Origin of the sequence: Claveliimonas bilis (genome assembly GCF_030296775.1) — a bacterium.
GTDB lineage: Bacteria > Bacillota > Clostridia > Lachnospirales > Lachnospiraceae > Claveliimonas > Claveliimonas bilis.
In genome coordinates this window covers 1,794,263-1,821,259 of the sequence record NZ_AP027742.1, presented here as the reverse complement: position 1 = coordinate 1,821,259, position 26,997 = coordinate 1,794,263, and the positions used below count along the sequence as shown (strand labels likewise).

The window sequence follows — 26,997 nt, the reverse complement described above, 5'->3', positions numbered from 1 at the left end:
AGATAAATGAGTTATAAAAGAGTCATACCATGTATTTTTATAGATTCCGGGAAGGCAGTAAAATGGTTCGACGACCGCACGGTTTTAAGTGAGGACGTCCTCTCACTTGCCCGGTATTACAGCGAACACGGAGCAGATGAGCTGCTTGTATTTGATCTGTCTGAATCAGATGAAGAGCACGACGAGGCCATTGACCTGATGAAAAAAATCAACCGCATCATCCGTATTCCCATGGTGGCGGGCGGAAATATCAAACGGCAGGAGGATGTAAAGAAAATCCTCTACGCCGGAGCAAAAAGAGCCATGCTGAATTTTTCCAAATCTGACAATCAGAAGCTGATTGAAGATGTGGCAAAGCGGTTCGGCAAAGAAAAGCTTGCAGTCTCTCTGAATGATTTCGATGCGCTGTTTAAACACCAGCACATTATCAATGAGTATGCCAGCGAGATTATCTTCATGCATCGTCTGGATCTGGATTCTGTTGTTAATGTTACGGACATTCCCTGCGTAGTGGTGACAGATACCATGGAGGAACCTGAACTTTTCAAAATATTGAAATGTTCCGGCGTACGGGGATTGTCAGGGAAGTATGTCAGTCAGACAGATATGGATTTTGCAGAATTTAAAAATCGATGTGAGCAGGAAGATATCCAGATGACTACCTTTGAGAGTATTATGGATTTCTCAGAATTTAAAACAGATGAGAAAGGTTTGATTCCGGTCATTGTGCAGCATTATAAGACTCAGGAAGTGCTGATGATGGCCTATATGAATGAAGAATCCTTTGATCAGACCATCAAGACAGGGCGAATGACCTATTTCAGCAGAAGCAGGCAATGTCTGTGGGTGAAAGGAGAGACAAGCGGGCATTTCCAGTACGTCCGTTCGCTTACGATTGACTGTGACAAAGATACATTGCTTGCCAAAGTGGATCAGGTAGGGGCAGCCTGCCATACCGGTAATCCTACTTGCTTCTTTCAACCGCTTGTCGGTTCAGATTATGATGAAACGAATCCTCTTCAGGTGTTTGAAAGTGTATATCAGACCATTGTGGACCGACGGGAACATCCGAAGGAAGGATCTTACACCAATTATCTGTTTGAAAAGGGAATTGACAAGATCCTTAAAAAAGTGGGAGAAGAAGCAACTGAGATCATTATTGCCGCCAAGAACCCAAATCCGGAAGAGATCAAATATGAAATGGCCGATTTTCTCTATCATGCTATGGTGCTGATGGTGGAAAGAGGTATTAACTGGGAAGATATTGTAAGGGAATTAGCGGATCGGTAATTCTTTTATAAGGGGACAGGAGATGAAGATTATCCTGTCTCCTTATTGCTTGTTCGGATGATTCTAAACATGCCTCTGCCCGCATAAATATGAACAAAAGAGGAACGGAACCAAATAGGGAAACGGAGGCAGACAGATTGGAAAGAGGAGAGAGCGCAAGGCGGAGAAAAGAGCTTCTTGACAGGACCAGGAGTCTTTATGGAGACAGAGAAGTACCCGCCATTCATCCCAGATACCGGGCTGCATATCATAAAATATATGAGGAGGACGGGGCAGAAAACACAGAAACATTCGGCGTCAGGACTGTTCTTTGCATTTTACTTTTTATGGCATTTGTTTTGATGGACAATCAAGATATCGATATTGCACAGGTCAGTACAGATCAGATCGTTTCGGCGGTGGAAGAAGAGACACAGGTGCAGGATGTGTGGATGGATCTGGCGGAAAGTGTCAGATAATTCTTGTGTTTTCCTTTGTTTTTTGATACATTGAGAGTATAATAAATATATTATTTTGTTTTTCTCTCTTTATGGATCGTATATACCCTTATAAAGAGAGAGAATGGGACAAAGGAGGAGGTCGTATGAAATATGACACTTGCCTGATCAAGACAGATTCTCTGGATCAGATTCTGCAGTTGAAATACCAGCTGGATGAGCAGGGGATTCCTTATCGGGAAAAAATAAGATCGGGAAGCAGTTTAAGAGATTTTGGCGCTCTTCTGTTTATAACCGGACAGGGCAGTTATGGAACAAACGGAGAGAGGCAAACTATTTATGAATTGTTTGTTTCCAAGGAAGATTATGAACGGGCGCAGCAATTAGTGCTATAATGAAGCCACTAATTGGAGGTGGGAGCATATGTTTACTGTATTGTCAGGAATTCTTCTTGTTCAATGCCTTTTATACGCACGAAGCTTTTCTCGTTCACAAAAAAGATAGGAATGATGATTTTGGGCGTCTGTATTGCCCTGCTCCCTTTGGAGGCAGGATATATGCAGATGCCCATTTTGTTGCTGACAGTGTTTGCGGCGGGGCAGACGATTTTGTTTCTTCTCTATCTCTTCTGGAAGGATGAGCAGGCTGAAATTCCGGTTTCCTTTTATGCAGTACCGGTCCTTATGCTGGCTTTTGTCCTTATACAGGGAATAAGAAAAGAAGAGATACTTCCGGCCGTTATTATGTTTATATCTGTTTTAGCGGCGGCCGGTTACACCGGTATGGAGCACTGCGTTTTGATACACAAAGAAGAGCAGAAGAATAATGGAGAGACAACAGAAAAATCCATGAGCCGGCAAAATGCTTTTGTGGGGTTATATGGTGTTTCACTGGCATTATCTGCCGGAATGGTTTATGTGTGCGCATTTGATGAAACAAAAGGGAACCTGCCTGTTATATATTTCGTAGTAGGAGTGTTTATCAACTTGTTCCTGCATATGATTTTAAGTCAGCGTGCAAAAAGGAAAATTTCAGGCAGCGACGGAATTTCAAAATGGAAGCAGCCCCTTATTGTGCCAAAGACAGTCGGAGTCGGATGGACATTTAATTTCGAGAATCTCCTTTCCTATATCATACTGGGAATTGTTTTGATATTTTGTATCGCGGCTTTGGTGTAGTTATAATAAGCTGCTTGTTGGATCAGATAAGATATGATATATTACAGAAAGTACAAACACATTGAATAGAAACAATGTGTTATGGTGATAAAGGAATGGAGGAAAACAAGTGTATAGACCGTTACTATTTATTGTAGTACCCTGTTACAATGAAGAGGAAGTACTGCCTGTTACATCTAAAATGTTTCTGAATAAACTTCTTGATCTTATTAAAAAAGAGAAAATTGATGAGCAAAGCAGAATTTTATTTGTAAATGATGGCAGTAAAGATGAGACATGGAATATTATTGTTAGGCTGGCAAAGGAGGATGAACATTATATCGGAATATCACAAAGCAGAAACCGCGGACACCAAAAGGCCGTTCTGGCTGGTCTTATGGAGGCAAAAGATAAATGTGATATTACTATATCTATTGACTGTGATGGACAGGATGATATTAACGCCATGGATCAAATGGTAGAAGAATATTTAAATGGCTGTGAGATTGTTTATGGGGTAAGAAGTGACCGAAGTACAGATACGTGGTTTAAACGTACAACGGCTCAAGGGTTTTATAAATTTATGAGTTATATGGGGGTAGAACTCGTATATAATCACGCTGATTACAGACTTGTATCAAGCAGAGTTTTGGACGCTTTTACAGATTTTAAAGAAGTAAATCTTTTCCTCAGAGGAATGTTCCCTCTTGTGGGCTTCAAAAGTACAAGTGTATATTATGAACGGCATGAACGTATAGCTGGAGAAACCCATTATCCATTATCCAAAATGCTATCTCTTGCATTTGACGGAATTACGAGCTTAAGTGTAAAACCAATTCGTATGATCGTAGGTTTGGGAATCCTGATTTCCCTGATTAGTTTTATTGGAGTTATTTGGTCTGTATCTGTAAGACTTATGGGCTATAGTGTAGACGGATGGGCTAGTACAATTAGTACTATCTGTTTTATAGGTGGAATCCAGTTGTTGTGTATAGGAGTAATTGGGGAATACATTGGGAAAATTTATATGGAAGTGAAAAAAAGACCGCGCTACATTATCAGCGAACGAATCGGCGATATATATGAAAATTCGCCGAGCACTCTGCAGGATAAGGGGGAGTATCGTAATGTGTCTGAAAAAAAATGATAGGACAGCCAGAAATACATCGATTGGATTGAAACTGGAAAAAGGAGAAATCTTTTATATCTTGTTTTGCTTTTTGCTATATTTCATTTGGAGTATCGCCAAGGAGTTAAATTATGCACCAGATGAAGAGATGCGTTATCTGATACCGGAATACATTTTCCATACAGGTCAGTTGCCAGATGGCAGGCTACCAGAAATCCGTAATGATTTGTGGGGCTTTTCCTATGCTTTTTATCCTAATTTTTTGGGACCTCTGCTTAGTGCGGCTTGTATGAAAGTAGTTTCTCTGTTTACGATGGATAGTTCTATGTTAGTTATAGCTGCTCGCTTCCCAAGCGTATTATGCGGAACAGCAATAGTATTTTTTGCTTTTGGGATTGGAAAGAGGGCTTTTGGAAAAAGAGGTGCTTGGATTTATACGGTACTTTTGTCTATGATTCCGCAATTTGTGTTTCTGACCAGCTATGTAAACAATGATATTATCTGCATTTTGGGTTCTGTTGTAATTCTTTTCTCCTGGGTAAGTGCTTTTGGGGATAGGTGGAATATTAAGAATGGCCTGTTACTGGCAGTTGGAATTATTATTATTGCATTATCTTATTATAACGGGTATGGTTGGATTTTAGCTAGTATGATCCTTTTTGTGGGATTTTGGTTGTGTGAAGAGTACAAAGAAAAAAAAGAGCATCTACGTATGATGAAGATCGGTTTGCTGATTTCTGTTGTGGTACTGGTGGGGATTGGATACTTTTTTATACGAAACGCGGTTCTTTATGACGGGGACTTTTTAGGTATGGAGATCCTGAATGAATACTCCGAAAAATATGCAGATCCAGAATGGAAACCTTCAGCACGAAATACACCAAAGAATTTAGGACTTTCGGTGTTTGAGATGCTTCTTCCTACGTCTTTTTCACACACATCATGGATTATAAAAGTGTTCGATACTTTTGTGGGCGCATTTGGATATGCCAATGTATTTCTTCCTAATTGGATTTACGGACTATATGGAATTTTATTTGTCGTGATGTTTATGGGAGTTTTGGGAAACTTACGAGACTGGGTAAAAATGCGCAAGGAGGTTCGCAATAAGACAAGAAAAAAAACGCTGCTTTTTTATGGTGGAATGATTATCAGTTTCCTAACACCTATTATTCTTTGTATTTACTATAGTTATGCCGTAGATTATCAGCCACAGGGACGTTATTGTTATCCTATGATTGCCGCTTTCTTCTGGTTTGGAACGCAAGGATTACTCTGGCTTTTAAAAAAAATGAAACTATCAGAATCCTTCAAAACCATAATTACGGTGCTTTTTCTTGTTATTGTGGTTTCTGTAACACTATTTGTTACATGGAAGATTTACCTGCCCAGCTGATTAAAAAATGTGTATAAATTTGAAAATCTTTTCATAATACGTTACACTACTAATTGTTTACAAGGTATAAAAGACCTTTAGAAAAACAAAAAAAACAGGAGTATATATGAGAAAATTAGCATTAGATGATGAAATATTATTGAAAATCGAGAAGCCGGCCCGTTACATTGGCGGTGAGGTTAATTCTGTGATGAAGGATAAAGATAAAGTGGAAGTCCGCTTTGCCATGTGCTTCCCGGACGTTTACGAAATTGGAATGTCTCACCTGGGCATCCAGATTCTTTATGATATGTTTAATCGGATGGAAGATGTGTGGTGTGAACGGGTATATTCCCCCTGGGTGGACTTAGATGAGATCATGCGCCGGGAGGACATTCCTCTTTTTGCGCTGGAATCCCAGGATCCTATCCGGGATTTTGATTTCCTGGGCATTACGATCCAGTACGAAATGTGTTACACAAACATTCTTCAGGTACTGGATCTTAGTCATATTCCGCTGCGTTCTTTGGAACGGACAGAGGAGGACCCAATTGTCATAGGAGGAGGCCCCTGTGCCTACAATCCGGAGCCTCTTGCGCCATTCTTCGACCTTTTCTATATCGGTGAGGGCGAGACGGTGTACCGGCAGCTTCTGGATCTTTATAAAGAGAATAAGAAAAGAGGCGGAAGCCGCATGGATTTTCTTGAGATGGCGGCAAGTGTAGAGGGGATTTATGTGCCTGCTTTCTATACCGTTTCCTATCATGAGGACGGGACCCTTGCTTCCTTTACTCCTGACCGGCCCTGTGCACCGGTAACTGTAAAGAAACAGGTTGTGATGGATATGGAGGAAACAACATATCCGGAAGCTCCGGTAGTTCCTTTTATCAAAGTGACCCAGGACCGGGTTGTGCTGGAGATCCAGAGGGGCTGTATCCGGGGGTGCCGTTTCTGTCAGGCCGGAATGCTTTACCGTCCTACCCGGGAGAGAAATGTAGAAGATTTAAAAGAATATGCATGGAAAATGCTGAAAAATACGGGACATGAGGAGATTTCATTAAGTTCGTTAAGTTCCAGCGATTACAGCCAATTAAAAGAAATTGTTACTTTCCTGATTGAAGAATTTAAGGATACGGGAATCAATATTTCTCTTCCATCGCTTAGGATAGACGCTTTCTCTTTGGATGTAATGAGCAAAGTACAGGATATTCGTAAAAGCAGTCTTACCTTCGCACCGGAGGCAGGCTCTCAGCGTATGCGCAATGTCATTAACAAAGGGCTGACAGAGGAAGATATTCTGGAAGGAGCAGGAGCGGCATTTGAAGGAGGATGGAATAAAGTAAAGCTTTACTTTATGCTGGGGCTTCCAACCGAAACACAGGAAGATATGGAAGCTATTGCTGTTCTTGCAGACAAGGTGGCAAGGCGTTACTATGAGATTCCCAAGGAACAAAGAAATGGAAAATGTCAGATTACGGCCAGTTCTTCTTTCTTCATTCCCAAACCTTTTACTCCGTTTCAGTGGGCTAAGATGTATAAGAATGAAGAATATATTGCCAGGGCGGCAATTGTAAAACATGCGTTCCAGAATCAGCTGAACCGTAAAAGTCTGAAATACAATTGGCACGATGCGGAAGTGACTGTTCTGGAAGGCGTTCTTGCCAGAGGAGACAGAAGGGTTGCGGATGTCATTATGACTGCCTATCAGATGGGGTGCATTTACGATGCCTGGACAGAACATTTTGATTATGAAAAATGGCTGAAAGCTTTTGAGGACAACGGGCTGGATATTGCTTTTTATAATGAGAGGGAACGCTCCCTGGACGAGCTTTTCCCCTGGGATTTTATTGATATCGGCGTAACAAAAGAGTTTTTAAAACGAGAGTGGGAACATGCTATGAAAGGGGAAGTTACTCCAAACTGCCGCCAGCAATGTTCCGGATGCGGTGTGGCAAAATGGAAAGGAGGTGTCTGTGTTGAAGGTAAGAATTAAATTCCGTAAATACGGCATTATGCGTTTTATCGGACATCTGGATGTAATGCGTTTTTTTCAGAAAGCGATGAGAAGGGCACAAATTCCCATTGCTTTTACAGGCGGATACAGCCCCCATATGATCATGTCTTTTGCACAGCCGTTGGGGATTGGGCTTACCAGCGACGCAGAATACATGGATATTGAGCTGGCAGGAGAGATTTCTTCTTCAGAGGCATTACAGGCGTTAAATCAGGTAATGGCAGAAGGAATTGAAGTTTTAAGCTTTCGTCAGATCGCGGAGGATAAGAAAAGCAGCGGCATGACCATTGTTGCGGCGGCAGATTATCTTGTGACGGTCAAAGAAAGCGACAGTAAAGGACAAGGATTCCCGGATTTCTGGAAAAATGAGCTGAAAACTTTCCTTGACAGTCCGGAAATTCTGATCATGAAGAAAACAAAGCGCAGTGAGAAAGAGACGGATATCCGGCCTTTGATCTATCAGATGGAGCTTAGAGAGCAGGGCATGTACCTGAAACTGGCTGCCGGAAGCGAAGCAAATCTGAAGCCGGATCTTGTCATGGATGCTTTCTATGAAAAGAGCGGGCATGACAAGAAAGAAAAGCTCCATTTTCACAGACTGGAATTGTATGCAAAGAATCCGGGCAGTCAGGAAAGCCGTTTCTGTACGCTGGAATCTCTTGGGACAGACATTGTATAAGCTGATACTTGCGCAAAGCACGGAATTAGTGGTATGATAGGAAACTGGAGGAGTTATGGGTAAAAAAGAGTTAAAGACAAATGCGATGCGCATTCTTGACAGGGAAAAAGTCTCTTATACATATCAGACTTATGAATGCAGCGAATTTACAGACGGAATCCATGTAGCTGACCAGCTGGGGCTTCCCCATGAACAGGTGTTTAAAACACTGGTTACGATTGGAAAGACAGGTGGTCATTATGTTTTTGTCATTCCAATTGCCAGAGAAATTGATCTGAAAAAAGCAGCCCGCGCGGTACATGAAAAGTCTCTGGAAATGCTTCCTTTAAAAGAGCTTACCAAAGTAACTGGTTATGTGCGGGGAGGATGTACCTCAATAGGTATGAAGAAACCGTTTCCAACTGTCATACAAAGGGAGGCACAGGAAATGGAATGGATCTATATCAGCGGCGGTAAGCTGGGAATGCAGATTCGGCTTTCTCCGCTGGATCTGAAAAAAGTAACTTCGGCTGAATTTGCCGATGTTACAGTTTAAAAATCAAGGACAGCGGAGATAAAAAATGGAAAGTGTCAAGATCACAAATAGAGGAGAAGATATTGTATCTGTTCTGAAAAGGACAGATACCATAATTTTTGATATCGGAAATGTACTTCTTGCTTATGACTGGAGGAGCTATCTTCAGGAATTTGATTTCTCGCCGGAGGTCTTTCGGATCATTGCAGAGGCAGTGTTCCTGAATGAAGACTGGGAAAGGGGAGATCAGGGCGGGATTACTTCCCGGCAGTGGGAAGAGCTTTTTCTGGAAAATGCTCCGGGATATGAGAAGGAAATCCGGCAGGTTTTTGACGGACTTTCCCATACGATCCGTCCTCTTCCCTATACAACGGAACTGACGGAAGGATTGAAAAGGCAGGGATACCGGCTTTTCTATCTTTCCAATTATTCAGAACACCTCTATCATGCTACGAAACATCTGATGGGCTTTCTGGATATTTTTGACGGAGGGATTTTTTCTTACAAGGCGGGATGCATTAAACCGGACAGACATATATACAGGCTCCTGTTGGAGACATATTCTATTTCTCCGTACAACGCTCTTTTCCTGGATGACCGCGAGGAAAATGTGAAGGCGGCGTTGGATATAGGGCTGAATGGGGCGGTGTTTACTTCGGAAACCCCATATCATATACTGGAATATTTGAGAAGCAAGGACAAGACAAAGGAGACTTAACGGATGAAGAAAGTTGTAAAATTTGGCGGCAGCTCTCTGGCAAGTGCCGAACAGTTTAAAAAAGTAGGATATATCATCCGGCAGGATGATACAAGGCGATATGTTGTCCCCTCGGCGCCGGGGAAACGTTTTGCAGGAGACACCAAGGTGACAGATATGCTGTACAGCTGTTATCTTCTGGCGCTTCGGGAGGAAGAAGAACAGGAAGAGGAATTTGAGGCTTTGCTGCAGGCCATCAAGGAGAGGTATGATGAGATTATCAGCGGTCTGGGACTTCACCTGGATCTGGAACCGGAATTTCGTGTGATCCGTGAAAACTTCAGCCGGAAGATCGGACGTGATTATGCCGCATCGCGTGGAGAGTATTTAAATGGTCTTGTGATGGCAGAATATCTGGGATATGAATTTATTGATGCGGCAGAAGTGATTTTCTTTAAGGAATCCGGCAATTTTGACGCAAGAAAGACAAACCGTGTTCTTTCAGAGAGGCTATCTTCCTGTGAAAGAGCAGTTATTCCGGGATTTTACGGAGCCCTTCCCAACGGAAAGATCAAAACCTTCTCCAGAGGCGGATCCGATGTGACAGGATCTATTGTAGCAAAAGCGGTACATGCGGATCTTTATGAAAACTGGACAGATGTTTCCGGATTTCTTGTGGCGGATCCGGGTATTGTTAAAAACCCTAAAGCCATTGATGTGATTACCTACCGTGAGCTTCGCGAGCTTTCCTACATGGGAGCTACTGTGCTCCACGAGGACGCTATTTTTCCGGTACGCGGCGAAGGAATCCCTATTAATATCAGGAATACCAATGCCCCGGAAGATAAGGGGACTCTGATCGTGGAGGCAACCTGCCGTACTCCGCGCTTTACTATCACTGGCATTGCCGGAAAAAGAGATTTTGCTTCCATCACAATAGAAAAAGCCATGATGAACGGGCAGGTGGGATTCTGCCACAAAGTGCTCGGCGTCTTTGCAGAGAATGATATTTCCATTGAACATATGCCTTCAGGGATTGATACCCTGACAGTTTTCGTACATCAGGATGAGTTTGAGGAAAAAGAACAGAAAGTCATTGCCGGCATTCACAGGGCGGTGGAACCGGATCTGGTAGAACTGGAATCAGATCTTGCTTTGATCGCTGTTGTGGGAAGAGGCATGAAAGCAACAAGAGGAACCTCGGGGCGCATCTTTTCTGCCCTGGCCCATGCCAATGTCAATGTCAAAATGATCGATCAGGGGTCCAGTGAGCTTAATATTATAATCGGAGTCCGCAACCATGATTTTGATGCAGCAATACGGGCTATTTATGATATTTTCGTTACCACTCAGATTTAAGCGTTAAAGGAGTAGAAACAGAGAAGAAATGAAAAACATATTATTTTTTCTGAAGCCGAAAGCAGAGATTGCTTACATATATGATTATCATACGATGCGGCAGGCGCTGGAGATCATGGAACATCACAAATATTCCTGTGTGCCTATTTTGAACCGTTATGGCAAATATGTAGGATCCATTACAGAAGGAGACCTTTTGTGGGATATTAAGAAAAGAGGGCTTTCCAGTATCCGCGATGCGGAAAATATAAGCATTATGAAAGTGGCGCGCCGCTTTGACTATCAAAGTGTCAGCGCCGAGTCAAGAATGGAAGATATGATAGGCAGGGCTATGGAGCAGAATTTTGTCCCTGTAGTAGATGATCAGGAAAACTTTATCGGAATTATTACAAGAAGAGATATCATCAGCTACTGTTACAGCCAGATGATGATGCAGGGAGGCGATTTGTTGTGATTGATTTTCATACACATATTTTCCCTGAAAAAATTGCAGAGAAAACACTGAAATTCCTGGCATCAAGATGTCATATTGATCCTTACACGGACGGAACCGCCCCGGGACTTTCAGCTTCAACAAAAGAGGCAGGGCTGGAAATGTCTGTCATTCTTCCGGTAGTAACAAAACCGTCACAATTTCAGTCTATTAATCGGTTTGCCATGCAGTTTCAGGAAGGATCCCTTTTATCTTTTGGAGGAATCCATCCTGATAATGAGGATTACAAAGAGAAGCTGAAAGAATTGAAACATATGGGGTTTAAGGGCATCAAACTTCATCCCGACTACCAGGAGACTTTTATTGACGATATACGCTATAAACGGATCATCAGCTATGCTTCAGAGCTGGATTTGATTGTCAGTGTGCATGCAGGATTTGATCCGGGATATCCGGACTGCATCCACTGTCCTCCCCAAAAAGCGCTTGATGTTATTCGGGATGTACAGCCCCAAAAGCTGGTGCTTGCGCATATGGGCGGCTTTATGATGTGGGATGAGGTGGAAGCGTATCTTACAGGAGAAAATATATGGATGGATACGGCGGCTGTCTTTGGACACATACCGGAAGAGCAGTTTGTACGTATCGTGCGTGCCCACGGTGCAGACAGGATTCTTTTTGCAACAGATTCCCCATGGGGAGGACAGAAAGAATTTGCAGAATATTTCAGGAATCTTCCGCTGCCTGATGAGGAAAAGGAAGCGATTGCCAGAGGAAATGCAAGAAAGCTTCTTGGAATGTCCTGATTTTTCCATTGCACTGCTTCCGGAAACAGATGAAAATTACAAAAAAAGGAGAGAATACATATGAGCAGTCTGATCAAACCAGAGGGATATTCTTCCCCGCTTACTATAAGAGAGACAGAGGTTGCCATCAAAGAAGTGAAAGACCATTTTGAACGTTCTCTTGCCAAGTCTTTGCATTTGACGAGAGTATCCGCCCCTCTGTTTGTTAAACCGGCCACCGGACTTAATGATAATCTTAACGGGGTGGAACGGCCGGTTGCATTCGGTATCAAAGAACAGGATGATGATGTGGCAGAGATCGTACATTCCCTTGCAAAGTGGAAAAGATACGCTCTGAAGCGCTACGGATTCCATTCCGGAGAAGGGCTTTATACAGATATGAATGCCATCCGCCGGGATGAGGATACAGACAACATTCATTCTATTTATGTGGATCAGTGGGACTGGGAGAAGGTTATTTCCAAAGAGGAAAGAAACATGGAGACACTTCAGTATACTGTCCGTAAAGTATATGAGGCATTGAAGGATACAGAGGCCTATATGTCAAGAAGATATAACTATATCGAGCCTCTTCTTCCGGATGAGATCTTCTTTATCACCTCACAGGAGCTGGAAGATATGTATCCGGACCTTACACCAAAGGAGAGAGAAAAGGCAATTGCCAGAGCAAAAAAAGCAGTATTTATCGCCCAGATAGGAAAAACGCTTGCTTCAGGCGAGAAGCATGACGGACGGGCGCCGGACTATGATGATTGGGAACTGAACGGAGATATCATTGTCTATTATCCGGTACTTGACATTGCCCTGGAGCTTTCTTCCATGGGGATCCGTGTAGATGAGGAAGCGCTCAAAAGCCAGCTTAAGGCAGCCGGATGTGAAGACCGCGCAAATCTTGCCTTCCAGAAAGCTCTGCTTGCAGGGGAGCTTCCCTATACGATAGGAGGCGGAATCGGTCAGTCCCGTATCTGTATGTACTGCCTTAGAAAAGCACATATCGGAGAGGTACAGTCCTCCATCTGGCCGGATGAGATGGTGGCAGATGCAGAGGCGCATCAGATACCGCTTTTGTAATAATTCGGGTAATTATTTGTACAAAAACTCTTGATTTTATAAATGCTTTATGCTACACTTCAATAGTATGCCGCACAGCGGGGTTTTAAAGTGCTGTCCAGATACGGATATGCCACCGAAGCTGGCGAGTAATGATAATAGGAGGTGCCATATGTACGCGATTATAGCAACAGGTGGTAAACAGTACAAAGTAGCCGAAGGCGATATCATTAAAGTAGAAAAACTTGGTGTGGAAGCTGGAGAGACTTATACATTTGACCAGGTGCTTGCAGTAAGCGATAACGAACTGAAGATCGGAAATCCTACTGTAGCAGGTGCAACTGTTGAGGCGTCCGTAGTAGAAAACGGAAAAGCTAAAAAAGTTATTGTTTACAAGTATAAGAGAAAAACCGGTTATCACAAGAAAAACGGTCACAGACAGCAGTACACAGCAGTTAAGATTGAAAAGATCAATGCTTAATCTTCCTGGAGGAACTTTATGATCCAGGTAACGATTTATCGTAATGAAAAAGAAGAGTGTTCGGGTTTCCTGGCAAGAGGGCATGCGGGCTTCAGCGAAGAAGGACAGGATATTGTCTGTGCAGCGGCTTCCGTTCTGATGATCAATACCGTCAATGCGATTGAAGCATTTGCCAGTGATAAAACCTCCCTCGTATCTGATGATATGGAGGGACTGATCGACTACCGGCTTAACGGCAGACCTTCCAGGGAAGCGTCACTGCTTTTAAAAGCCATGATTCTTGGTCTTACAGACATGGCAGACGATGAAAACTATTCAGAATATATTCAGGTAAGATTTGAGGAGGTGTAAAGACCATGATGAAATTAAACCTTCAGTTTTTCGCTCATAAAAAAGGGGTAGGTTCTACAAAGAACGGACGTGACTCCGAGTCTAAGAGATTAGGTGCTAAAAGAGCTGACGGACAGTTTGTAAAAGCTGGAAACATCCTTTACAGACAGCGCGGTACAAAGATCCATCCGGGTGTCAATGTAGGACGCGGTGGAGATGACACACTGTTCGCTTTAGTAGATGGTGTTGTCAGATTTGAAAGAAAAGGAAGAGATAAGAAACAGGTTTCTATCTATCCGGTAGCACAGTAATCATCGATGGTATGACCCTGCCGTTTTGAACGCGGCAGGGCCTTTTTGTAATATTGGTAATGCAGGGAACAAGGTTCCTTTTCATTTATTCTAATTTGAGGAGACAAAACATGTTTGCAGACAGAGCAAAAATATTCATCCGCTCCGGCAAAGGAGGAGACGGACACGTCAGTTTCCGCCGTGAACTGTATGTTCCCAACGGAGGACCGGACGGCGGTGACGGCGGACGTGGCGGGGATGTGATCTTTGAGGTAGATGAAGGGCTTAATACCCTTCAGGATTACCGCCATAGAAAAAAATTTGCAGCAAAGGATGGCGAACCGGGAGGGAAAAGGAAGTGTCACGGCGCTGATGCCGATGATATTGTACTGCGAGTGCCGGAGGGAACTGTTATAAAAGAGGCTGAATCCGGTAAGGTCATCGCCGATATGTCCGGTGAGAACCGCCGTCAGATCATTTTGAAAGGCGGAAAAGGCGGACTTGGCAACCAGCATTTTGCGACAGCTACGATGCAGATTCCCAAATACGCACAGCCCGGACAGCCTGCACAGGAACTTTGGGTCAATCTGGAACTTAAGGTGATTGCAGATGTAGGACTGGTAGGATTTCCGAACGTGGGAAAATCCACCTTCCTTTCCAGGGTGACAAATGCGCGCCCCAAGATTGCCAACTATCATTTTACAACCTTAAATCCCAATCTTGGTGTGGTAGATATTCCTGGAGCAAAAGGATTTGTGATCGCAGATATACCGGGGCTTATTGAAGGGGCTTCCGAGGGTGTCGGCCTGGGCCATGAGTTCTTGCGTCATATTGAGAGAACAAAACTGATCATCCATGTGGTAGATGCAGCCGGAACGGAAGGCCGCGATCCTGTGGAAGATATTTATAAGATCAACGCCGAGCTTGCGGCTTATAATCCGGAGATTGCGGCAAGACCGCAGATCATTGCCGCCAACAAGATTGACGCTGTCTACAGTAAAGGAGAAGACCCTGTAGAGAGACTGAAAAAAGAATTTGAACCAAAAGGCATGAAAGTCTTTCCGATTTCCGGCGTGACCGGCGAGGGAATTAAGGAACTCTTATATGAAGTTTCTGCACTTTTGGATCAAATGGATGACCAGCCTGTAATCTTCCAGCAGGAATACTTTCCGGAAGAGGAGCTCATTCATGCAGATCTTCCCTACACAGTTGTCAAAGAGGATGACATGTATGTGGTGGAAGGTCCTAAGATTGAAAAAATGCTGGGATATACAAATCTGGGTTCCGAAAAAGGATTTCAGTTTTTCCAGAAATTCCTGAAAGATACAGGAATCTTGGATGAGCTGGAAGCTGCCGGAATACAGGAGGGAGATACAGTAAAAATGTATGGCCTTCAGTTTGATTATTATAAATAGAAGGAGACTGTTATGACGACAAAACAAAGAGCCTATCTGAAAAGTCTTGCCATGACAATGGATCCGATTTTTCAGATCGGAAAAAACAGTATGACTCCGGAGCTTACAAAGGCCGTTTCCGAGGCGCTTGAAGCCCGGGAGCTCATTAAGATAAGTGTTCTTCAAAACTGTGCGGATGATCCAAAAGAACTTGCCGCAGTGCTGGCTGAGCGGACCCGCTCCCAGGTGGTACAGGTCATCGGAAAGAAGATCGTCCTCTATAAAGAAGGAAAAGACGAAAAGAAAAAGATTGAGTTGCCATAATTATTTTATGTAACTCATCATAAAGGAGACCTATGAAAATCGGAATTATGGGCGGAACTTTTGATCCCATTCATAATGGACATCTGATGCTGGGAGATTATGCCTGCAGGGAATATTTCCTGGATGAAGTCTGGTTCATGCCAAATGGAAATCCGCCTCACAAAGACAATGCTTCTATTGAGCTTTCTGCCGAGGAGAGGGCCAGGATGGTATCTCTGGCGATCAGGGAATATCCAAGTTTCCGTTTGGAGGATTATGAGATAAAGAGAAGAGGTGTCAGTTGTTCCTATGAAACGATGGAACATCTGACGAAACTTTATCCAAAAGACAGTTTTTATTTTATCATCGGCGCGGATTCTCTCTTTGCCATTGAAACGTGGAGGTCGCCGGAGCGTCTTTTCGCAACCTGTACGATTTTGGCAGCCTTTCGAGGGGACAAGAACAGCCGGGCTATCATGAACGGGAAGATCAGAAGGCTTAGACGGAAATATGACGCGGATATCCGGCTTTTGGATACGCCTGTCATGGATGTTTCCTCCCACGAGCTCCGCAGCTGGATACGGGAGGGAAAAGATGTGAGTGCACTTATCCCGAAGACAGTGGAAGCATATATAAACGAACATCAGTTATACAGACAGTGAAGATAAAGAAGGTGGAACCAATGAATGAAACGATCACCAAAATGCAGAAGAGGCTGAAAAAGCATCTTGATCGTGAGAGATATGAGCACACTCTCGGCGTTATGTACACAGCAGGAGCCCTTGCAATGCGTTATGGAAGTGACCTGGAACAGGCGCTGACAGCCGGACTGCTTCACGACTGTGCCAAATGTATACCGGGAGAAAAGAAGATCCGGATGTGCGACAAATATCATCTCCACGTGTCGGAGGTAGAGCTTGCGAATCCTTCTTTGCTACATGCAAGGCTGGGCGCTTTTCTTGCAGCGAAAAGATATCATGTGGATGATAAAACGGTGATCAATGCAATTGCATGTCATACGACAGGGCGGCCGGAAATGACTTTGCTTGACAAGATCATCTATATTGCGGACTATATCGAGCCCGGGCGTCAGGAACTTCCAAACATGGCTGTTGTCCGTCGTCTGGCATTTGAAGATATTGATGAATGCCTTTATCGTATCTTGAAGGATTCCCTTGTTTATCTCAATTCAAGAGGAATCCCCATTGATCCTATGACAGAAAAGACTTATTTATATTATAAAAAATATCTGGGAAAGGAGGAGGCGTAGTATATGACCGAAAGTTCAAAGAAAATGGCCCTTGCTGCATACCGTGCACTGGACGAAAAAAAGGGAAGTGAGATCCGTGTCATTGATATTTCCAATGTTTCCGTCATTGCCGATTATTTCGTGATCGCAACCGGAAACAGTTCCAGCCAGGTAAACGCTCTGGTGGACAGTGTGGAAGAGAAGATGCACAAAGCTGGATTTTCCTTAAGACAGAAAGAAGGACGGGCAGGCGGAAGCTGGGTTCTTCTGGATTATAATGATATTATCGTTCATATTTTTGATAAGGAGAACCGTTCTTTCTATAACCTGGAACACGTGTGGAGCGACGGCCAGGCAGTAGATCCGGAGACGTTAGCATAACTATAAAAGAGCAGGAATATCTGTTTTATGATACAGATGTTTCTGCTCTTTGTTCTGATCGGCACTTCTTTAAATATAGTGCAGTAACTAATCGCCATTGTACTTTTTTGGGTTCATCCTCCAAAATATATTTAAAAGCAAAGAAACAGAAAATCCTTTTTACACAAATATAATGCGAGGAGGTAATTATATAGTGAAACGCTCGTTTATGGCAACTTTCCTGATACTTTTGATTGCTGTCAGTATGGTGGCCTGTGGTCGGGCGAACGATAATATTGGCAATGATAATGGAAACGCATCTACAGCATCACAGAAACAGACAGAATATCTAGAAGCGATTCCAGAGGAGTATTTTGAAAATGCAGAACAACAGGGACAGGTCATTCAGGTGACTTATCAAAGTCAGGATTATACCGGGAACGATACTGCTATCACAAAACCTGCTTTTGTCTATTTGCCCTATGGATACGATGAGAATGACACGGATACCCGGTACGATATTCTTTATCGGTTTATCACTGGTCAATTGAAAAATTAGTTGCAACATAGGTCGTTGCAGTTAGAATTATAAGGCATATGGGCCATGGAGTTGCAGTTGTAACTTCATGGTTTCTTTTTGCCTTTTTTCCAGTATACTATCCTTGTCCTGCCTTCGGATTGGAGGTAACCATGAGTAATAAACACCTTACATATGATGACAGGCTTGCCATCCAGGCAGGTCTGCAGCAGGGATTGAAGGTCGCACAGATCGCCAAAAACATTGGAAAGGATCGGTCTACTGTCGGCAGAGAGATTAAAGCACACAGGAGGCTGGTCTCCACTTCCAAAGGCAACAACTGTATCCATCATCGTACCTGCACCAGAATCCCGAACTGTCGTCTAGGCTGCTTTCGTGGGAAGAAGCAGTGCCAGACAGCCTGTGGACGATGTCAGGAAGGGTGCCCTGATTATCAGGAAGAGTTCTGTATAGACTATGAAAAGTCGCCGTTTGTATGCAATGTATGTGACCACCGGCTTCGTTGCCGTCTGCGCAGGATGCTTTACGACGCCAGGTATGCTCAGCAACAGTATGAACAGATGCTCTCTGAATCACGGAAAGGCATCTCTCTCTCGGAGCAGGAATTAAATCGGATCAATGATACGATCACACCGCTGTTAAAAAAAGGACAGTCACTCCCGATTATCTGTGAACGTCACAGAGATGAACTGCCAGTATCGGAACGGACAATCTATTCCTATATTGATGCAGGTCTTCTGGATGCCAGAAATATAGACTTGAGAAGGAAACTGCGCAGGCCGGAACGGAAAAAGAGCGGCCCGGTTCTCCGGGTAGACCGGAAATGCCATATCGGACGCAGTTATGAAGAATACGAGGAATATATGCACCAGAATCCAGATGCCATGGTCAGCCAGATGGACAGTGTGGTCATACACAAAGGAGGCCAGACACTGCTGACAATCCTGTTTACCAACTGTGACTTGCAGCTCATGTTTCTGAGAGAACGCAATACAGCAGGATCTGTAACGGAAATATTCTGTCGGCTGAGGAAAGCACTTGGAGACGAAAAGTTTCGGATACTTTTCCAGGTTATTATTACCGATCGGGGAAGTGAATTTAGCGATCCCCAAAAAATCGAAGCAGATATGGAGACCGGGGAAATTCAATGCCGCGTATTCTATTGTGATCCGATGAATACAAATCAGAAGAGCAACTGTGAAAGGAACCATGAACTGATCCGCTATATCATACCTAAGAAACATGGAAAGGATGAATATACGGAGGAAGAGATTAGGAAAATGATGAACCATATCAATTCCTATCCGCGAAAAAAATGGAACGGACAGGCTCCAATCGATCTTTTTGTCAAGATCTACGGTCAGGAAACTGCGAACCTCCTGGGCCTTGAGAAAATCCCGTCCAATTCCATAACCCTTACACCGGCTTTGTTTAAGAAGTAAACCGGAATTTTAGAGAAGGCAGGACACGATAAAAAAGAGAACACAAACGGGGTGCATTTACAACTTCTGCGAAAAGTAAAAAATGCAGTCTGTGTTTTGTGATGCCTTCCTTTAAGAAATTTTACAAGGAAAATCGAAAAAAAGCAATCCAAAGCTAGAAAAACAGATTAAAACTGTTGCAGTTACTCATGACAGCGTGCAGTTACAACTTCATAAAGTTTTCAATGTGCAGTTACAACTTCAATGTTGCAGTAAGGATTTCAATCAACCTCGGTTTATCACTTGGAAGAACTTTTATGCTGTTTAGGCATTTTTCAATATGTTACAAAGGTATTAGACATTGCAACTGCCGATTCGTATAATAAAGTTATGAAAACAAGAACTATCCGATTTTAGAAATCAGCCGGATATCCGGCGTTGAAAAGGAGTCGAACATGAAGAAGAGAGCAATAACTTTATTATTGGCATTAACACTTGCAGCGGGAACTGCAGGCTGCGGTGCACAGTCCGAAGGAACCGATGACAGCAGCCAGACTGTGCAGACCAGGGATGATGCAAATACCGGAGAATCGCAGGAAGAAGATGGACAAAATGCTGCAGACGGCCAGGGAAACGTTCTCGTGGCATATTTCTCCTGGGCAGACAACGCCGTTCTTGCGGATGATGTGGATGCAATGACATCGCCAAGCGTGATCCCGCCCGGAAATGTCAGCAGCTTGCAGACTGGGTGCAGGAGGAGACAGGAGGAGATCTGTTTTCTATAAAGGTAGAAGATCCCTATCCCAGTGACTGGGATGAATGTCTGGAACGTGCTAATGAAGAACTTTCAGAAAACGCAAGGCCGGAGCTTACGGCAAGCGTAGAAAACCTGGAGCAGTACGATACGGTCTTTCTGGGATATCCTAACTGGTGGTACGGCGTTCCCATGGCGCTGCTTACATTCCTTGAAGAAAATGACCTGTCCGGTAAAGACGTATATCTCTTCTGTTCCCACGGCACAGGAGGACTGGCTGACAGCGTGGACATCATAACAGAAGCAGTGCCGGATGCGGAAATTTCCGATAATATCTTTGACTGTTACGAAGAAGATGCGGCGTCCTCTGTGGAAGTGATCCGTCAGTGGGTTCAGGAACTGGGATACAGCAGTGCACAGGGCGAAGATACCGTCCAGGGAAATGCTCTGAACCTGCAGATCGGCGACACTGTGCTGACAGCTGAACTTGCCGACAATTCTTCAGCAGAGGCGCTTCGGGATCTGCTTGCGGACGGGTCTTTAGAGATCGCTATGCAGGATTATGCTGATATGGAAAAGGTGGGAAGTCTTGGACAGGAACTTCCTGCCAATGACGAACAGATCACAACCGAGGCCGGAGATCTGATCCTGTACCAGGGCGATTCCTTTTCGGTCTGTTTGTCAAGGACATAGAGAAAAGTTTCCCTCATTTCTTTGTAGATAGGTCATTTTCCAGTAGCCGCATGACTTTATCGCTCATGCGCTCTGTGCTTGTCTGACTGAAATGGAGCGATAATTCATAGGTGGTCTTTCCGATTTTTCGCTTAACGGTCTGCGGCTTCGGGGCGGCGGTGGTCTTAGTGGCTGTCTGTGTGATTTCCTGCATAGGCTCTCCTTTCTAATTTTGGCAAAAGAAAAAGCAAGAAGTCCTTTTCAAGATTTCCTGCTCGGTAGTGCTACTGTAAGGGTAGCGGTTATTCAGTTTTCAATGGCTGTGTTACGCAATAGAAGCCTGTTTTTGAGGGTAGAGATATAAAACATCTTTGTGATTTTGACGCTTAAAAAGCCTTGTAGAATAGGCGTTTCAAGCCGCCTACTGCGTAACTATAAAGCAATTACCATGATATACTCCTCGTCAACTTCTTTTAAAATCGTAAACCCGACTTTTTGATACATCTTTACTGCATAATTATCTTTCTGAACTGACAACGATATTCGGGCATATCCTTTTGACTTCAAAATTGCAATTAACTCCTCTAACAATGCTGTACCTACTCCCAACCCTCGATATTCCTTAAAAACAGACATTGCAAGAGAGGGTGTAGTATTATCAATATGCCCGTAATCGTTCATAATACGCACCCATACAGCCCCTATGATTTTTTTGTTTACTTCTGCAACTAAAGCTATATCATGTTCTTTCTTCCCAAAATCAGAAACATATACTTGCAATTCGGGAGAATATATTACTGTCTTAGGCGGCGGCTCTATACCATTTGGAACATAGATTGCTTCATACAAAAAGTCATTCAACAATGGATATTCTGTATTCTTCATTTGTCGTATTTTATATTCCATAACACAACTCCTTAATTCCTTTTAATCATATCATTATTTTAGCACTTATGCGGTTTTTGTATCTTTTACTCATGGCGGCGCACCTCCATTTCTGCCCGTATCTGCCGGACAGCCCTCATTTTGTGGTAGCTGATTTTTCTTGCATTACAGCCGTAGAGGGCGGCGATCTCCTTGTTCTTAAAGCCTAAGAAAAAATACAATAAGATGATTTCCTGCCTGTACGGGGTAAGCCGTTCTATGGCGTGTCCTAACGGCTCGTTCTGCACTTCTACAAGCCATTCCCTCACTTGGAAACGGTAAAGCATACAAGGGTAGCGGTCTGTGGTGCTGACCTCGGCTAAATCCTTTTCCAGTAGGGAAGAAAAGGACATTTCATGCTCCATGCGGCGGCGGTTGGAGTGGTAATAGCTGATAGATGCGTATTTCAAGACTTTCGTACAATATACGTCAAACTGGCGTTGTAAGATTTTACTATGGATACAATACAGTTAAATAATCAGTTGGAAATGCCGCTTCTTGGATTCGGAGTTTTTCAGATTACAGATCACGATGAATGTAAAAAGGCCGTAAAAGAAGCTCTGAAAACGGGCTACCGGATGATAGATACCGCCGCATGCTACGGAAATGAGAGGGCAGTGGGTGAAGCTGTGAAAGAAAGCGGGATCAGAAGGGAAGATGTGTTTCTGGTATCAAAAGTCTGAATTCAGGATGCAGGGTATGAAAAGATGATGGCCTCATTTGAAAAGACACTGACAAGGATGAAATCCATCGGAGTATGCAATTTCCTCCCTGATCGGCTGACAGACCTGATTAAAAGGCCGTCAGATGAAGCTGTGCTCTAAATCTGGCGGTCTTTTAAAATACAACTTGAAAAATAATCAGGATAAGAGGATGGTGTAACCTTATCCAAAGAACCGGAAAACTCCGATCACTTTCCCCAGGATCTGCACATCTCTTACAATGATGGGATCCATGAAATCATTCTCCGGCTGCAGGCGGATCACACCTTCTTCTTTATAGAAAGTCTTGACTGTCGCGCCATCCTCGATCAGCGCAACTACCATATCGCCGTTGTGAGCAGTGTGCTGTTCCTCTACAAGAACGTAATCCCCATCCAGAATACCGGCGTTGATCATGCTTTCTCCCTTTACTGTCAGCATAAATGTATTGTTATTGGGAAGCATTTCCACCGGGATAGGAAAGTAGTTCTCAATATTTTCCTGGGCAAGAATAGGTTCACCGGCTGCAACATGTCCGATCAGCGGTACATTTGTCACTTCCCGTCTTGTAAGATTAAAGGTATCATCTAAAATTTCAATCGCACGGGGCTTTGTGGGATCCCTTCTGATATATCCGTTCTTTTCCAGTGTTTCCAGGTGAGAGTGAACGGAAGATGTAGATTTCAGATGCACAGCTTCACAGATGTCACGCACTGCAGGCGGAAATCCTCTCTGAAGGATCTGATCCTTGATATATTCCAATATTTCTTTCTGTTTGGGACTGATCTTTCCCTGTGCCATGATATTTCCCCCTTAAAATAGTCGTGATGTTAAATATATCTGTATTTTATCATAACATCTTTCAAAAGGCAAACAAATGTTTAGAAAGTATGTTCGATTATTTTTATAAAATCTATTGACAAACATTTGTTCGTATAATATAATTTCATCATAAAGAACAGGTGTTCGGAACATATATTCTTATTAAGAAAAAATAGAAAATCTAAAACAAATAAAATTAAGAGAACAGGAGAGACACTGGTCTTGCAGTTATGGAGGGGAAAATGATGGGAGCACACAGATTACATGCAGCAAGCAAACGTAGAAGAGAAGTATTTCGTGAAAAATTTACTTTAATAACGATAGCCGCTTTCATTGCGCTTTGTTTTAGTGTTATGATCGGAGCAAGACTGGTATGGGCACAGGATGAAACGGCTTCTGTACAGACAGAGACTTCTTCAGAGGCATATTATGGAAGTATTGAAATCGATTCCGGAGATACGCTGTGGGATATTGCTGAAACATATGCAAAAGGAACAAACATGAGCGTATCTGAATATGTAGATCAGCTGAAAAGTATGAACCAGCTTACAGATGAAACGATTTACGCTGGGCAGCATTTGACAGTTGCCTATTACAAATAGAACAAATAATTTAAAGTTATTTATTCTTTTTAAGAAATTATTCTTTTCAATTTGATATATAAGCTTTTCTCCTTAATGGTTATATAATGATTCATCTATAATATAATCAGAGAACAGCTTTATATATATAATTATACTCCCAATACTTTATTAAAATAAGGCGGACACTTCCTTATAAAACAGGATGGCAGTTCGTCTTATTTTAAAATTCCATCGGTGATATATTTGCAGTCACAAGAATTAATGATATATGTATTATAGACCAGCGAAAAAGATCTATACGTAAAATACCGATTTTTCCAAAAGATATAGACAAAAAATCCGGATTCTAGTATACTGAATAAATAGAATCCAGCAATCCCAATAAAATGAAAGAAATAAAAATAAGGGGTGAAATTAAGGAAATGCCAAATGCAAAGAATAAAACATATCATGAACAGACAGAAATCGATTATACGATAAGACTTCGTGAAATTCTGAAAACGCTGCCTCCTTTTGCAAAGGATTTCTTTCGTGCTATCGAACCGACATCATCTATTCGTACCCGAATGAATTACGCTTATGATATACGTGTTTTTTTTCACTTTTTAATGGAAAATAATCCGATCTACAGTAAATATTCTATCACCCAGTTTACAGTGGCTGATTTGGATGATCTGGAGCCTGTAGATATTGAGGAATATATGGAATATCTGAAAGTATACAGGCGTGAGGATGATGAGGTGATGACAAACGGGGAAAAAGGTCTTGCCCGGAAAATGTCCGCGCTTAGAAGCTTCTATGCCTATTATCATAAACACCAGTATATTTCTCATAATCCTACACTTCTTGTAGATATGCCGAAACAGCATGAAAAAGCCATTATCCGCCTGGATGCAGATGAAGTGGCGCTTCTTCTGGACCATGTGGAATCCTGCGGAGAATCTTTGTCCGGACAGGCCAGAAGATATTACGAAAAGACAAAAGAAAGAGATCTTGCTATTCTCACACTTCTTTTGGGTACAGGAATCCGTGTTTCCGAGTGTGTCGGACTTGATATTACGGATGTAGATTTTAAAAATGACGGGGTTACTGTCACCAGAAAAGGCGGCAATCAGATGGTTGTGTATTTCGGAGATGAGGTGGAATCCGCTCTTATGAAATATATTGGGGGAAGCCGAAAGGCTGTGGATCCCCTTCCCGGACATGAAAATGCCCTCTTCCTCTCCACCCAGCGCCGGCGTATGGGGGTTCAGGCAGTGGAAAATATGGTGAAAAAATATGCCCGCCAGGTAACACCTAATAAAAAAATCACTCCCCACAAGCTTCGCAGCACCTATGGAACTTCTCTTTATAAAGAAACCGGAGATATTTATCTGGTAGCGGACGTTTTGGGACATAAAGATGTAAATACAACGAAAAAGCATTATGCTGCAATCGATGAAAACAGACGCCGGCAGGCGGCGTCTGCTGTCCGTCTAAGAGAACCTTAATATTCTGCCTTTATTGATATATTATCACTTTTCGTTTGATAAATCATTAATTGTTTTCCTTTTATCAATCTTTTTTAAATATACTTTACAACCAAAAAAGAATAAGGTACGATAGCAAAGTATCACTATGTTATAATTCAAGAATAAAAAATAGAAGGGATTTTACATATCAGATGAAATTACAGCAATTATTGAGCTATACAAGAAAAGCCGTAGATGAATACCAGATGATTGAAAAAGGCGACCATATTGCAGTAGGTATCTCCGGCGGAAAAGACAGTCTTACTCTTCTCTATGCGCTGCATGGATTGAAACGTTTTTATCCACAGACATTTAATCTGAGCGCCATTACAGTAGACCTGGGTTATGAAAAATGCGATTTCAGCCCGGTTGTGGAGCTTTGCAGAGAACTTGATGTTCCCTACAAAATTGTTAAAACGGATATTGCTCACATTTTATTCGAGGAACGAAAAGAAAGCAATCCCTGCTCTCTCTGTGCAAAGATGAGAAAAGGCGCTCTGAATCAGGCAGTAAAAGAAATGGGCTGCAATAAAGTTGCCTATGCTCATCACAAGGATGATATCATTGAAACAATGCTTCTTTCTCTGATCTTTGAGGGAAGGTTCTATTCCTTCTCGCCGAGAACTTATCTGGACCGCATGGATCTGACCGTTATCCGCCCCATTATGTTTGTGGATGAAGCAGATGTCATTGGATTTAAAAATAAATATGATCTTCCTGTTGTAAAAAGCAGGTGCCCTATTGACGGTTACACAAAACGCCAATACGCAAAAGAGCTGGTGCATCAGTTGAATGCAGAGCATCCTGGGGCAAAGCAGCGAATGTTTACAGCAATTTTGAATGGAGACATTAAGGGATGGCCGGAACGGATCCCCCATGTCAGATAAGATATTTCAGATAAAATATCAGATAAGGTTAAAACATAAAAATACCGCCGACACTCCGATCACACACTTTTTTGAAAGCATCGGAATGCCGGCGGTTCTTCTTTTCTATTTGGAATTTATCATTTTTACATTATGATGTTTTACAATTTACGGTCTCCGCCGTTTTCTTTAATTGCTACAAGCTGTTTGATGGCTTCCGCAGTTCCTTCAATGCCAAGGACAGAGCTGTCAAGGCAGATATCATAGCTTTCTGCGTCAGACCAGCGTTTGTTCGTATAATAATTATAATAGCTGGAACGCTTTTTATCAGTCTTCTGGATCAGATCCTTTGCTTTTGCGTCTGTCAGGTCATAAATTCTTGCGATCCGGCGGATACGGGCTTCCATCTTGGCGTGAATAAATACACTCAGAACATTGTCATATTCCTCCAGTGCATAGTCCGCACATCGTCCGACCAGAATACAGGGGCCTTCGTCCGCTATTTTTTTGATGGCGTCAAACTGTGCCAGAAATACTTTGTGGTTGATCGGCATATCTGTATAATTCCCGCCGGAATATCCCAGGGAATATGTATCCATAACCAGAGAATATAAGAAGCTGTTGGTCGGTTTTTCGTCGTGGGCTTCAAATAATTCTTCACAGATACCACTTTCTTTTGCCGCTCTGCCAAGCATTTCCTTATCGTATAATTTGATGCCGAAATCCTTTGCAACCTTATAACCGATCTCACGTCCGGCACTGCCAAACTCTCTTCCTATGGTAATAATTGTATTTGTTTTTTCCATACCATTCACGCTCCTCTTCCTCGTTGTTACCAACTAGATATATGTATTATA

The 26,997-nt window shown here is 42.8% G+C and carries 35 protein-coding genes; 30 read left to right on the top strand and 5 right to left on the bottom strand.

Annotation, left to right across the window (positions count from 1 at the left end; translation table 11 throughout):
* Positions 1-6 precede the first annotated feature (6 nt).
* From hisIE to R2J37_RS08895, 26 genes are all read left to right on the top strand, one after another.
* Positions 7-1,290: a bifunctional phosphoribosyl-AMP cyclohydrolase/phosphoribosyl-ATP diphosphatase HisIE gene (hisIE, locus tag R2J37_RS09020; RefSeq protein ID WP_256195221.1), complete on the top strand. Its 1,284-nt coding sequence runs from the start codon at positions 7-9 to the stop codon at positions 1,288-1,290.
* A 137-nt stretch (positions 1,291-1,427) separates the two neighbouring features.
* Entirely contained in the window at positions 1,428-1,748 is a 321-nt protein-coding gene (locus R2J37_RS09015; RefSeq protein WP_316264635.1) for a hypothetical protein, read from the top strand.
* A gap of 125 nt (positions 1,749-1,873) precedes the next feature.
* Positions 1,874-2,122: a hypothetical protein gene (locus R2J37_RS09010; RefSeq protein WP_316264633.1), complete on the top strand. Its 249-nt coding sequence runs from the start codon at positions 1,874-1,876 to the stop codon at positions 2,120-2,122.
* 162 nt (positions 2,123-2,284) lie between these two features.
* A complete protein-coding gene (locus R2J37_RS09005) occupies positions 2,285-2,905 on the top strand; it encodes a hypothetical protein (protein ID WP_316264631.1) in 621 nt (206 codons plus the stop codon).
* Between the two features lie 109 nt (positions 2,906-3,014).
* On the top strand, positions 3,015-4,031 hold the full coding sequence (locus R2J37_RS09000; RefSeq protein WP_316264629.1) for a glycosyltransferase family 2 protein: 1,017 nt from the start codon (positions 3,015-3,017) through the stop codon (positions 4,029-4,031).
* Positions 4,012-5,409: a DUF2142 domain-containing protein gene (locus R2J37_RS08995; protein ID WP_316264627.1), complete on the top strand. Its 1,398-nt coding sequence runs from the start codon at positions 4,012-4,014 to the stop codon at positions 5,407-5,409. Before R2J37_RS09000 ends, R2J37_RS08995 begins: the two co-directional genes overlap by 20 nt.
* Before the next feature lie 106 nt (positions 5,410-5,515).
* Positions 5,516-7,381: a TIGR03960 family B12-binding radical SAM protein gene (locus tag R2J37_RS08990; RefSeq protein ID WP_316264625.1), complete on the top strand. Its 1,866-nt coding sequence runs from the start codon at positions 5,516-5,518 to the stop codon at positions 7,379-7,381.
* Positions 7,365-8,081, top strand: coding sequence for a TIGR03936 family radical SAM-associated protein (locus R2J37_RS08985; RefSeq protein WP_316264624.1), 717 nt, complete (start codon positions 7,365-7,367; stop codon positions 8,079-8,081). The genes R2J37_RS08990 and R2J37_RS08985 overlap by 17 nt, the downstream gene beginning before the upstream one ends.
* Positions 8,082-8,136: 55 nt before the next feature.
* The gene (gene ybaK / locus R2J37_RS08980) at positions 8,137-8,616 is read left to right on the top strand and encodes a Cys-tRNA(Pro) deacylase (RefSeq protein WP_316264622.1); all 480 of its coding nucleotides are present in this window, start codon (positions 8,137-8,139) and stop codon (positions 8,614-8,616) included.
* A gap of 25 nt (positions 8,617-8,641) precedes the next feature.
* On the top strand, positions 8,642-9,313 hold the full coding sequence (locus R2J37_RS08975; protein WP_230106104.1) for an HAD family hydrolase: 672 nt from the start codon (positions 8,642-8,644) through the stop codon (positions 9,311-9,313).
* A 3-nt stretch (positions 9,314-9,316) separates the two neighbouring features.
* Entirely contained in the window at positions 9,317-10,651 is a 1,335-nt protein-coding gene (locus R2J37_RS08970; RefSeq protein ID WP_230106105.1) for an aspartate kinase, read from the top strand.
* A 28-nt stretch (positions 10,652-10,679) separates the two neighbouring features.
* Complete coding sequence (locus R2J37_RS08965) at positions 10,680-11,105, top strand: CBS domain-containing protein (protein WP_230106106.1); 426 nt, start codon at positions 10,680-10,682, stop codon at positions 11,103-11,105.
* On the top strand, positions 11,102-11,890 hold the full coding sequence (locus tag R2J37_RS08960) for an amidohydrolase family protein (protein WP_316264618.1): 789 nt from the start codon (positions 11,102-11,104) through the stop codon (positions 11,888-11,890). The genes R2J37_RS08965 and R2J37_RS08960 overlap by 4 nt, the downstream gene beginning before the upstream one ends.
* A gap of 60 nt (positions 11,891-11,950) precedes the next feature.
* The gene (gene asnA / locus R2J37_RS08955; protein WP_230106108.1) at positions 11,951-12,961 is read left to right on the top strand and encodes an aspartate--ammonia ligase; all 1,011 of its coding nucleotides are present in this window, start codon (positions 11,951-11,953) and stop codon (positions 12,959-12,961) included.
* 151 nt (positions 12,962-13,112) lie between these two features.
* Positions 13,113-13,421: a 50S ribosomal protein L21 gene (gene rplU, locus R2J37_RS08950; RefSeq protein ID WP_230106109.1), complete on the top strand. Its 309-nt coding sequence runs from the start codon at positions 13,113-13,115 to the stop codon at positions 13,419-13,421.
* An 18-nt stretch (positions 13,422-13,439) separates the two neighbouring features.
* Complete coding sequence (locus R2J37_RS08945) at positions 13,440-13,772, top strand: ribosomal-processing cysteine protease Prp (RefSeq protein WP_230106110.1); 333 nt, start codon at positions 13,440-13,442, stop codon at positions 13,770-13,772.
* Between the two features lie 5 nt (positions 13,773-13,777).
* Positions 13,778-14,062 carry a 50S ribosomal protein L27 gene (gene rpmA / locus R2J37_RS08940; protein WP_033125260.1) on the top strand — a complete coding sequence of 95 codons (285 nt, stop codon included), beginning with the start codon at positions 13,778-13,780 and terminating at the stop codon, positions 14,060-14,062.
* A 110-nt stretch (positions 14,063-14,172) separates the two neighbouring features.
* Positions 14,173-15,456 carry a GTPase ObgE gene (obgE, locus tag R2J37_RS08935; RefSeq protein WP_316264614.1) on the top strand — a complete coding sequence of 428 codons (1,284 nt, stop codon included), beginning with the start codon at positions 14,173-14,175 and terminating at the stop codon, positions 15,454-15,456.
* A gap of 12 nt (positions 15,457-15,468) precedes the next feature.
* The gene (gene yhbY / locus R2J37_RS08930; protein WP_230106112.1) at positions 15,469-15,759 is read left to right on the top strand and encodes a ribosome assembly RNA-binding protein YhbY; all 291 of its coding nucleotides are present in this window, start codon (positions 15,469-15,471) and stop codon (positions 15,757-15,759) included.
* A 32-nt stretch (positions 15,760-15,791) separates the two neighbouring features.
* Positions 15,792-16,400: a nicotinate-nucleotide adenylyltransferase gene (gene nadD, locus R2J37_RS08925; protein ID WP_256195185.1), complete on the top strand. Its 609-nt coding sequence runs from the start codon at positions 15,792-15,794 to the stop codon at positions 16,398-16,400.
* Between the two features lie 20 nt (positions 16,401-16,420).
* Positions 16,421-17,008 (top strand): bis(5'-nucleosyl)-tetraphosphatase (symmetrical) YqeK, encoded by a 588-nt coding sequence (gene yqeK / locus R2J37_RS08920; protein ID WP_256195183.1) that lies wholly within the window; start codon positions 16,421-16,423, stop codon positions 17,006-17,008.
* A 3-nt stretch (positions 17,009-17,011) separates the two neighbouring features.
* On the top strand, positions 17,012-17,368 hold the full coding sequence (rsfS, locus tag R2J37_RS08915; RefSeq protein ID WP_230106115.1) for a ribosome silencing factor: 357 nt from the start codon (positions 17,012-17,014) through the stop codon (positions 17,366-17,368).
* Positions 17,369-17,561: 193 nt separating this feature from the next.
* Positions 17,562-17,906, top strand: coding sequence for a hypothetical protein (locus R2J37_RS08910; RefSeq protein WP_316264609.1), 345 nt, complete (start codon positions 17,562-17,564; stop codon positions 17,904-17,906).
* A gap of 131 nt (positions 17,907-18,037) precedes the next feature.
* Entirely contained in the window at positions 18,038-19,327 is a 1,290-nt protein-coding gene (locus R2J37_RS08905; protein WP_230105002.1) for an IS30 family transposase, read from the top strand.
* 434 nt (positions 19,328-19,761) lie between these two features.
* Positions 19,762-20,091, top strand: coding sequence for a hypothetical protein (locus tag R2J37_RS08900; protein ID WP_316264607.1), 330 nt, complete (start codon positions 19,762-19,764; stop codon positions 20,089-20,091).
* Positions 20,055-20,753 (top strand): flavodoxin, encoded by a 699-nt coding sequence (locus R2J37_RS08895; protein ID WP_316264605.1) that lies wholly within the window; start codon positions 20,055-20,057, stop codon positions 20,751-20,753. Before R2J37_RS08900 ends, R2J37_RS08895 begins: the two co-directional genes overlap by 37 nt.
* Positions 20,754-20,766: 13 nt before the next feature.
* Here R2J37_RS08895 and R2J37_RS08890 read toward each other — a convergent pair whose 3' ends face one another.
* From R2J37_RS08890 to R2J37_RS08880, 3 genes are all read right to left on the bottom strand, one after another.
* Positions 20,767-20,946: a transposon-encoded TnpW family protein gene (locus tag R2J37_RS08890; RefSeq protein WP_256196244.1), complete on the bottom strand. Its 180-nt coding sequence runs from the start codon at positions 20,944-20,946 to the stop codon at positions 20,767-20,769.
* 218 nt (positions 20,947-21,164) lie between these two features.
* A complete protein-coding gene (locus R2J37_RS08885; protein WP_316264603.1) occupies positions 21,165-21,638 on the bottom strand; it encodes a GNAT family N-acetyltransferase in 474 nt (157 codons plus the stop codon).
* A 65-nt stretch (positions 21,639-21,703) separates the two neighbouring features.
* Positions 21,704-22,066, bottom strand: coding sequence for an RNA polymerase sigma factor (locus tag R2J37_RS08880; protein WP_316264601.1), 363 nt, complete (start codon positions 22,064-22,066; stop codon positions 21,704-21,706).
* 45 nt (positions 22,067-22,111) lie between these two features.
* On the opposite strand from R2J37_RS08880, the gene R2J37_RS08875 reads away from it, so the two are divergent.
* Positions 22,112-22,339 (top strand): aldo/keto reductase, encoded by a 228-nt coding sequence (locus tag R2J37_RS08875; protein WP_256196240.1) that lies wholly within the window; start codon positions 22,112-22,114, stop codon positions 22,337-22,339.
* A gap of 201 nt (positions 22,340-22,540) precedes the next feature.
* On the opposite strand, the gene lexA is transcribed toward R2J37_RS08875, so the two are convergent.
* Positions 22,541-23,158: a transcriptional repressor LexA gene (lexA, locus tag R2J37_RS08870; protein ID WP_230106142.1), complete on the bottom strand. Its 618-nt coding sequence runs from the start codon at positions 23,156-23,158 to the stop codon at positions 22,541-22,543.
* 263 nt (positions 23,159-23,421) lie between these two features.
* On the opposite strand from lexA, the gene yneA reads away from it, so the two are divergent.
* From yneA to R2J37_RS08855, 3 genes are all read left to right on the top strand, one after another.
* Positions 23,422-23,781, top strand: a complete 360-nt coding sequence (gene yneA / locus R2J37_RS08865) for a cell division suppressor protein YneA (protein WP_316264597.1) — start codon at positions 23,422-23,424, stop codon at positions 23,779-23,781.
* Positions 23,782-24,185: 404 nt separating this feature from the next.
* A complete protein-coding gene (locus R2J37_RS08860; RefSeq protein ID WP_230106144.1) occupies positions 24,186-25,253 on the top strand; it encodes a tyrosine-type recombinase/integrase in 1,068 nt (355 codons plus the stop codon).
* 173 nt (positions 25,254-25,426) lie between these two features.
* The gene (locus R2J37_RS08855; protein ID WP_230106145.1) at positions 25,427-26,161 is read left to right on the top strand and encodes a tRNA 2-thiocytidine biosynthesis TtcA family protein; all 735 of its coding nucleotides are present in this window, start codon (positions 25,427-25,429) and stop codon (positions 26,159-26,161) included.
* A gap of 140 nt (positions 26,162-26,301) precedes the next feature.
* On the opposite strand, the gene R2J37_RS08850 is transcribed toward R2J37_RS08855, so the two are convergent.
* A complete protein-coding gene (locus R2J37_RS08850; RefSeq protein ID WP_230106146.1) occupies positions 26,302-26,946 on the bottom strand; it encodes a cytidylate kinase-like family protein in 645 nt (214 codons plus the stop codon).
* Positions 26,947-26,997: the final 51 nt, after the last annotated feature.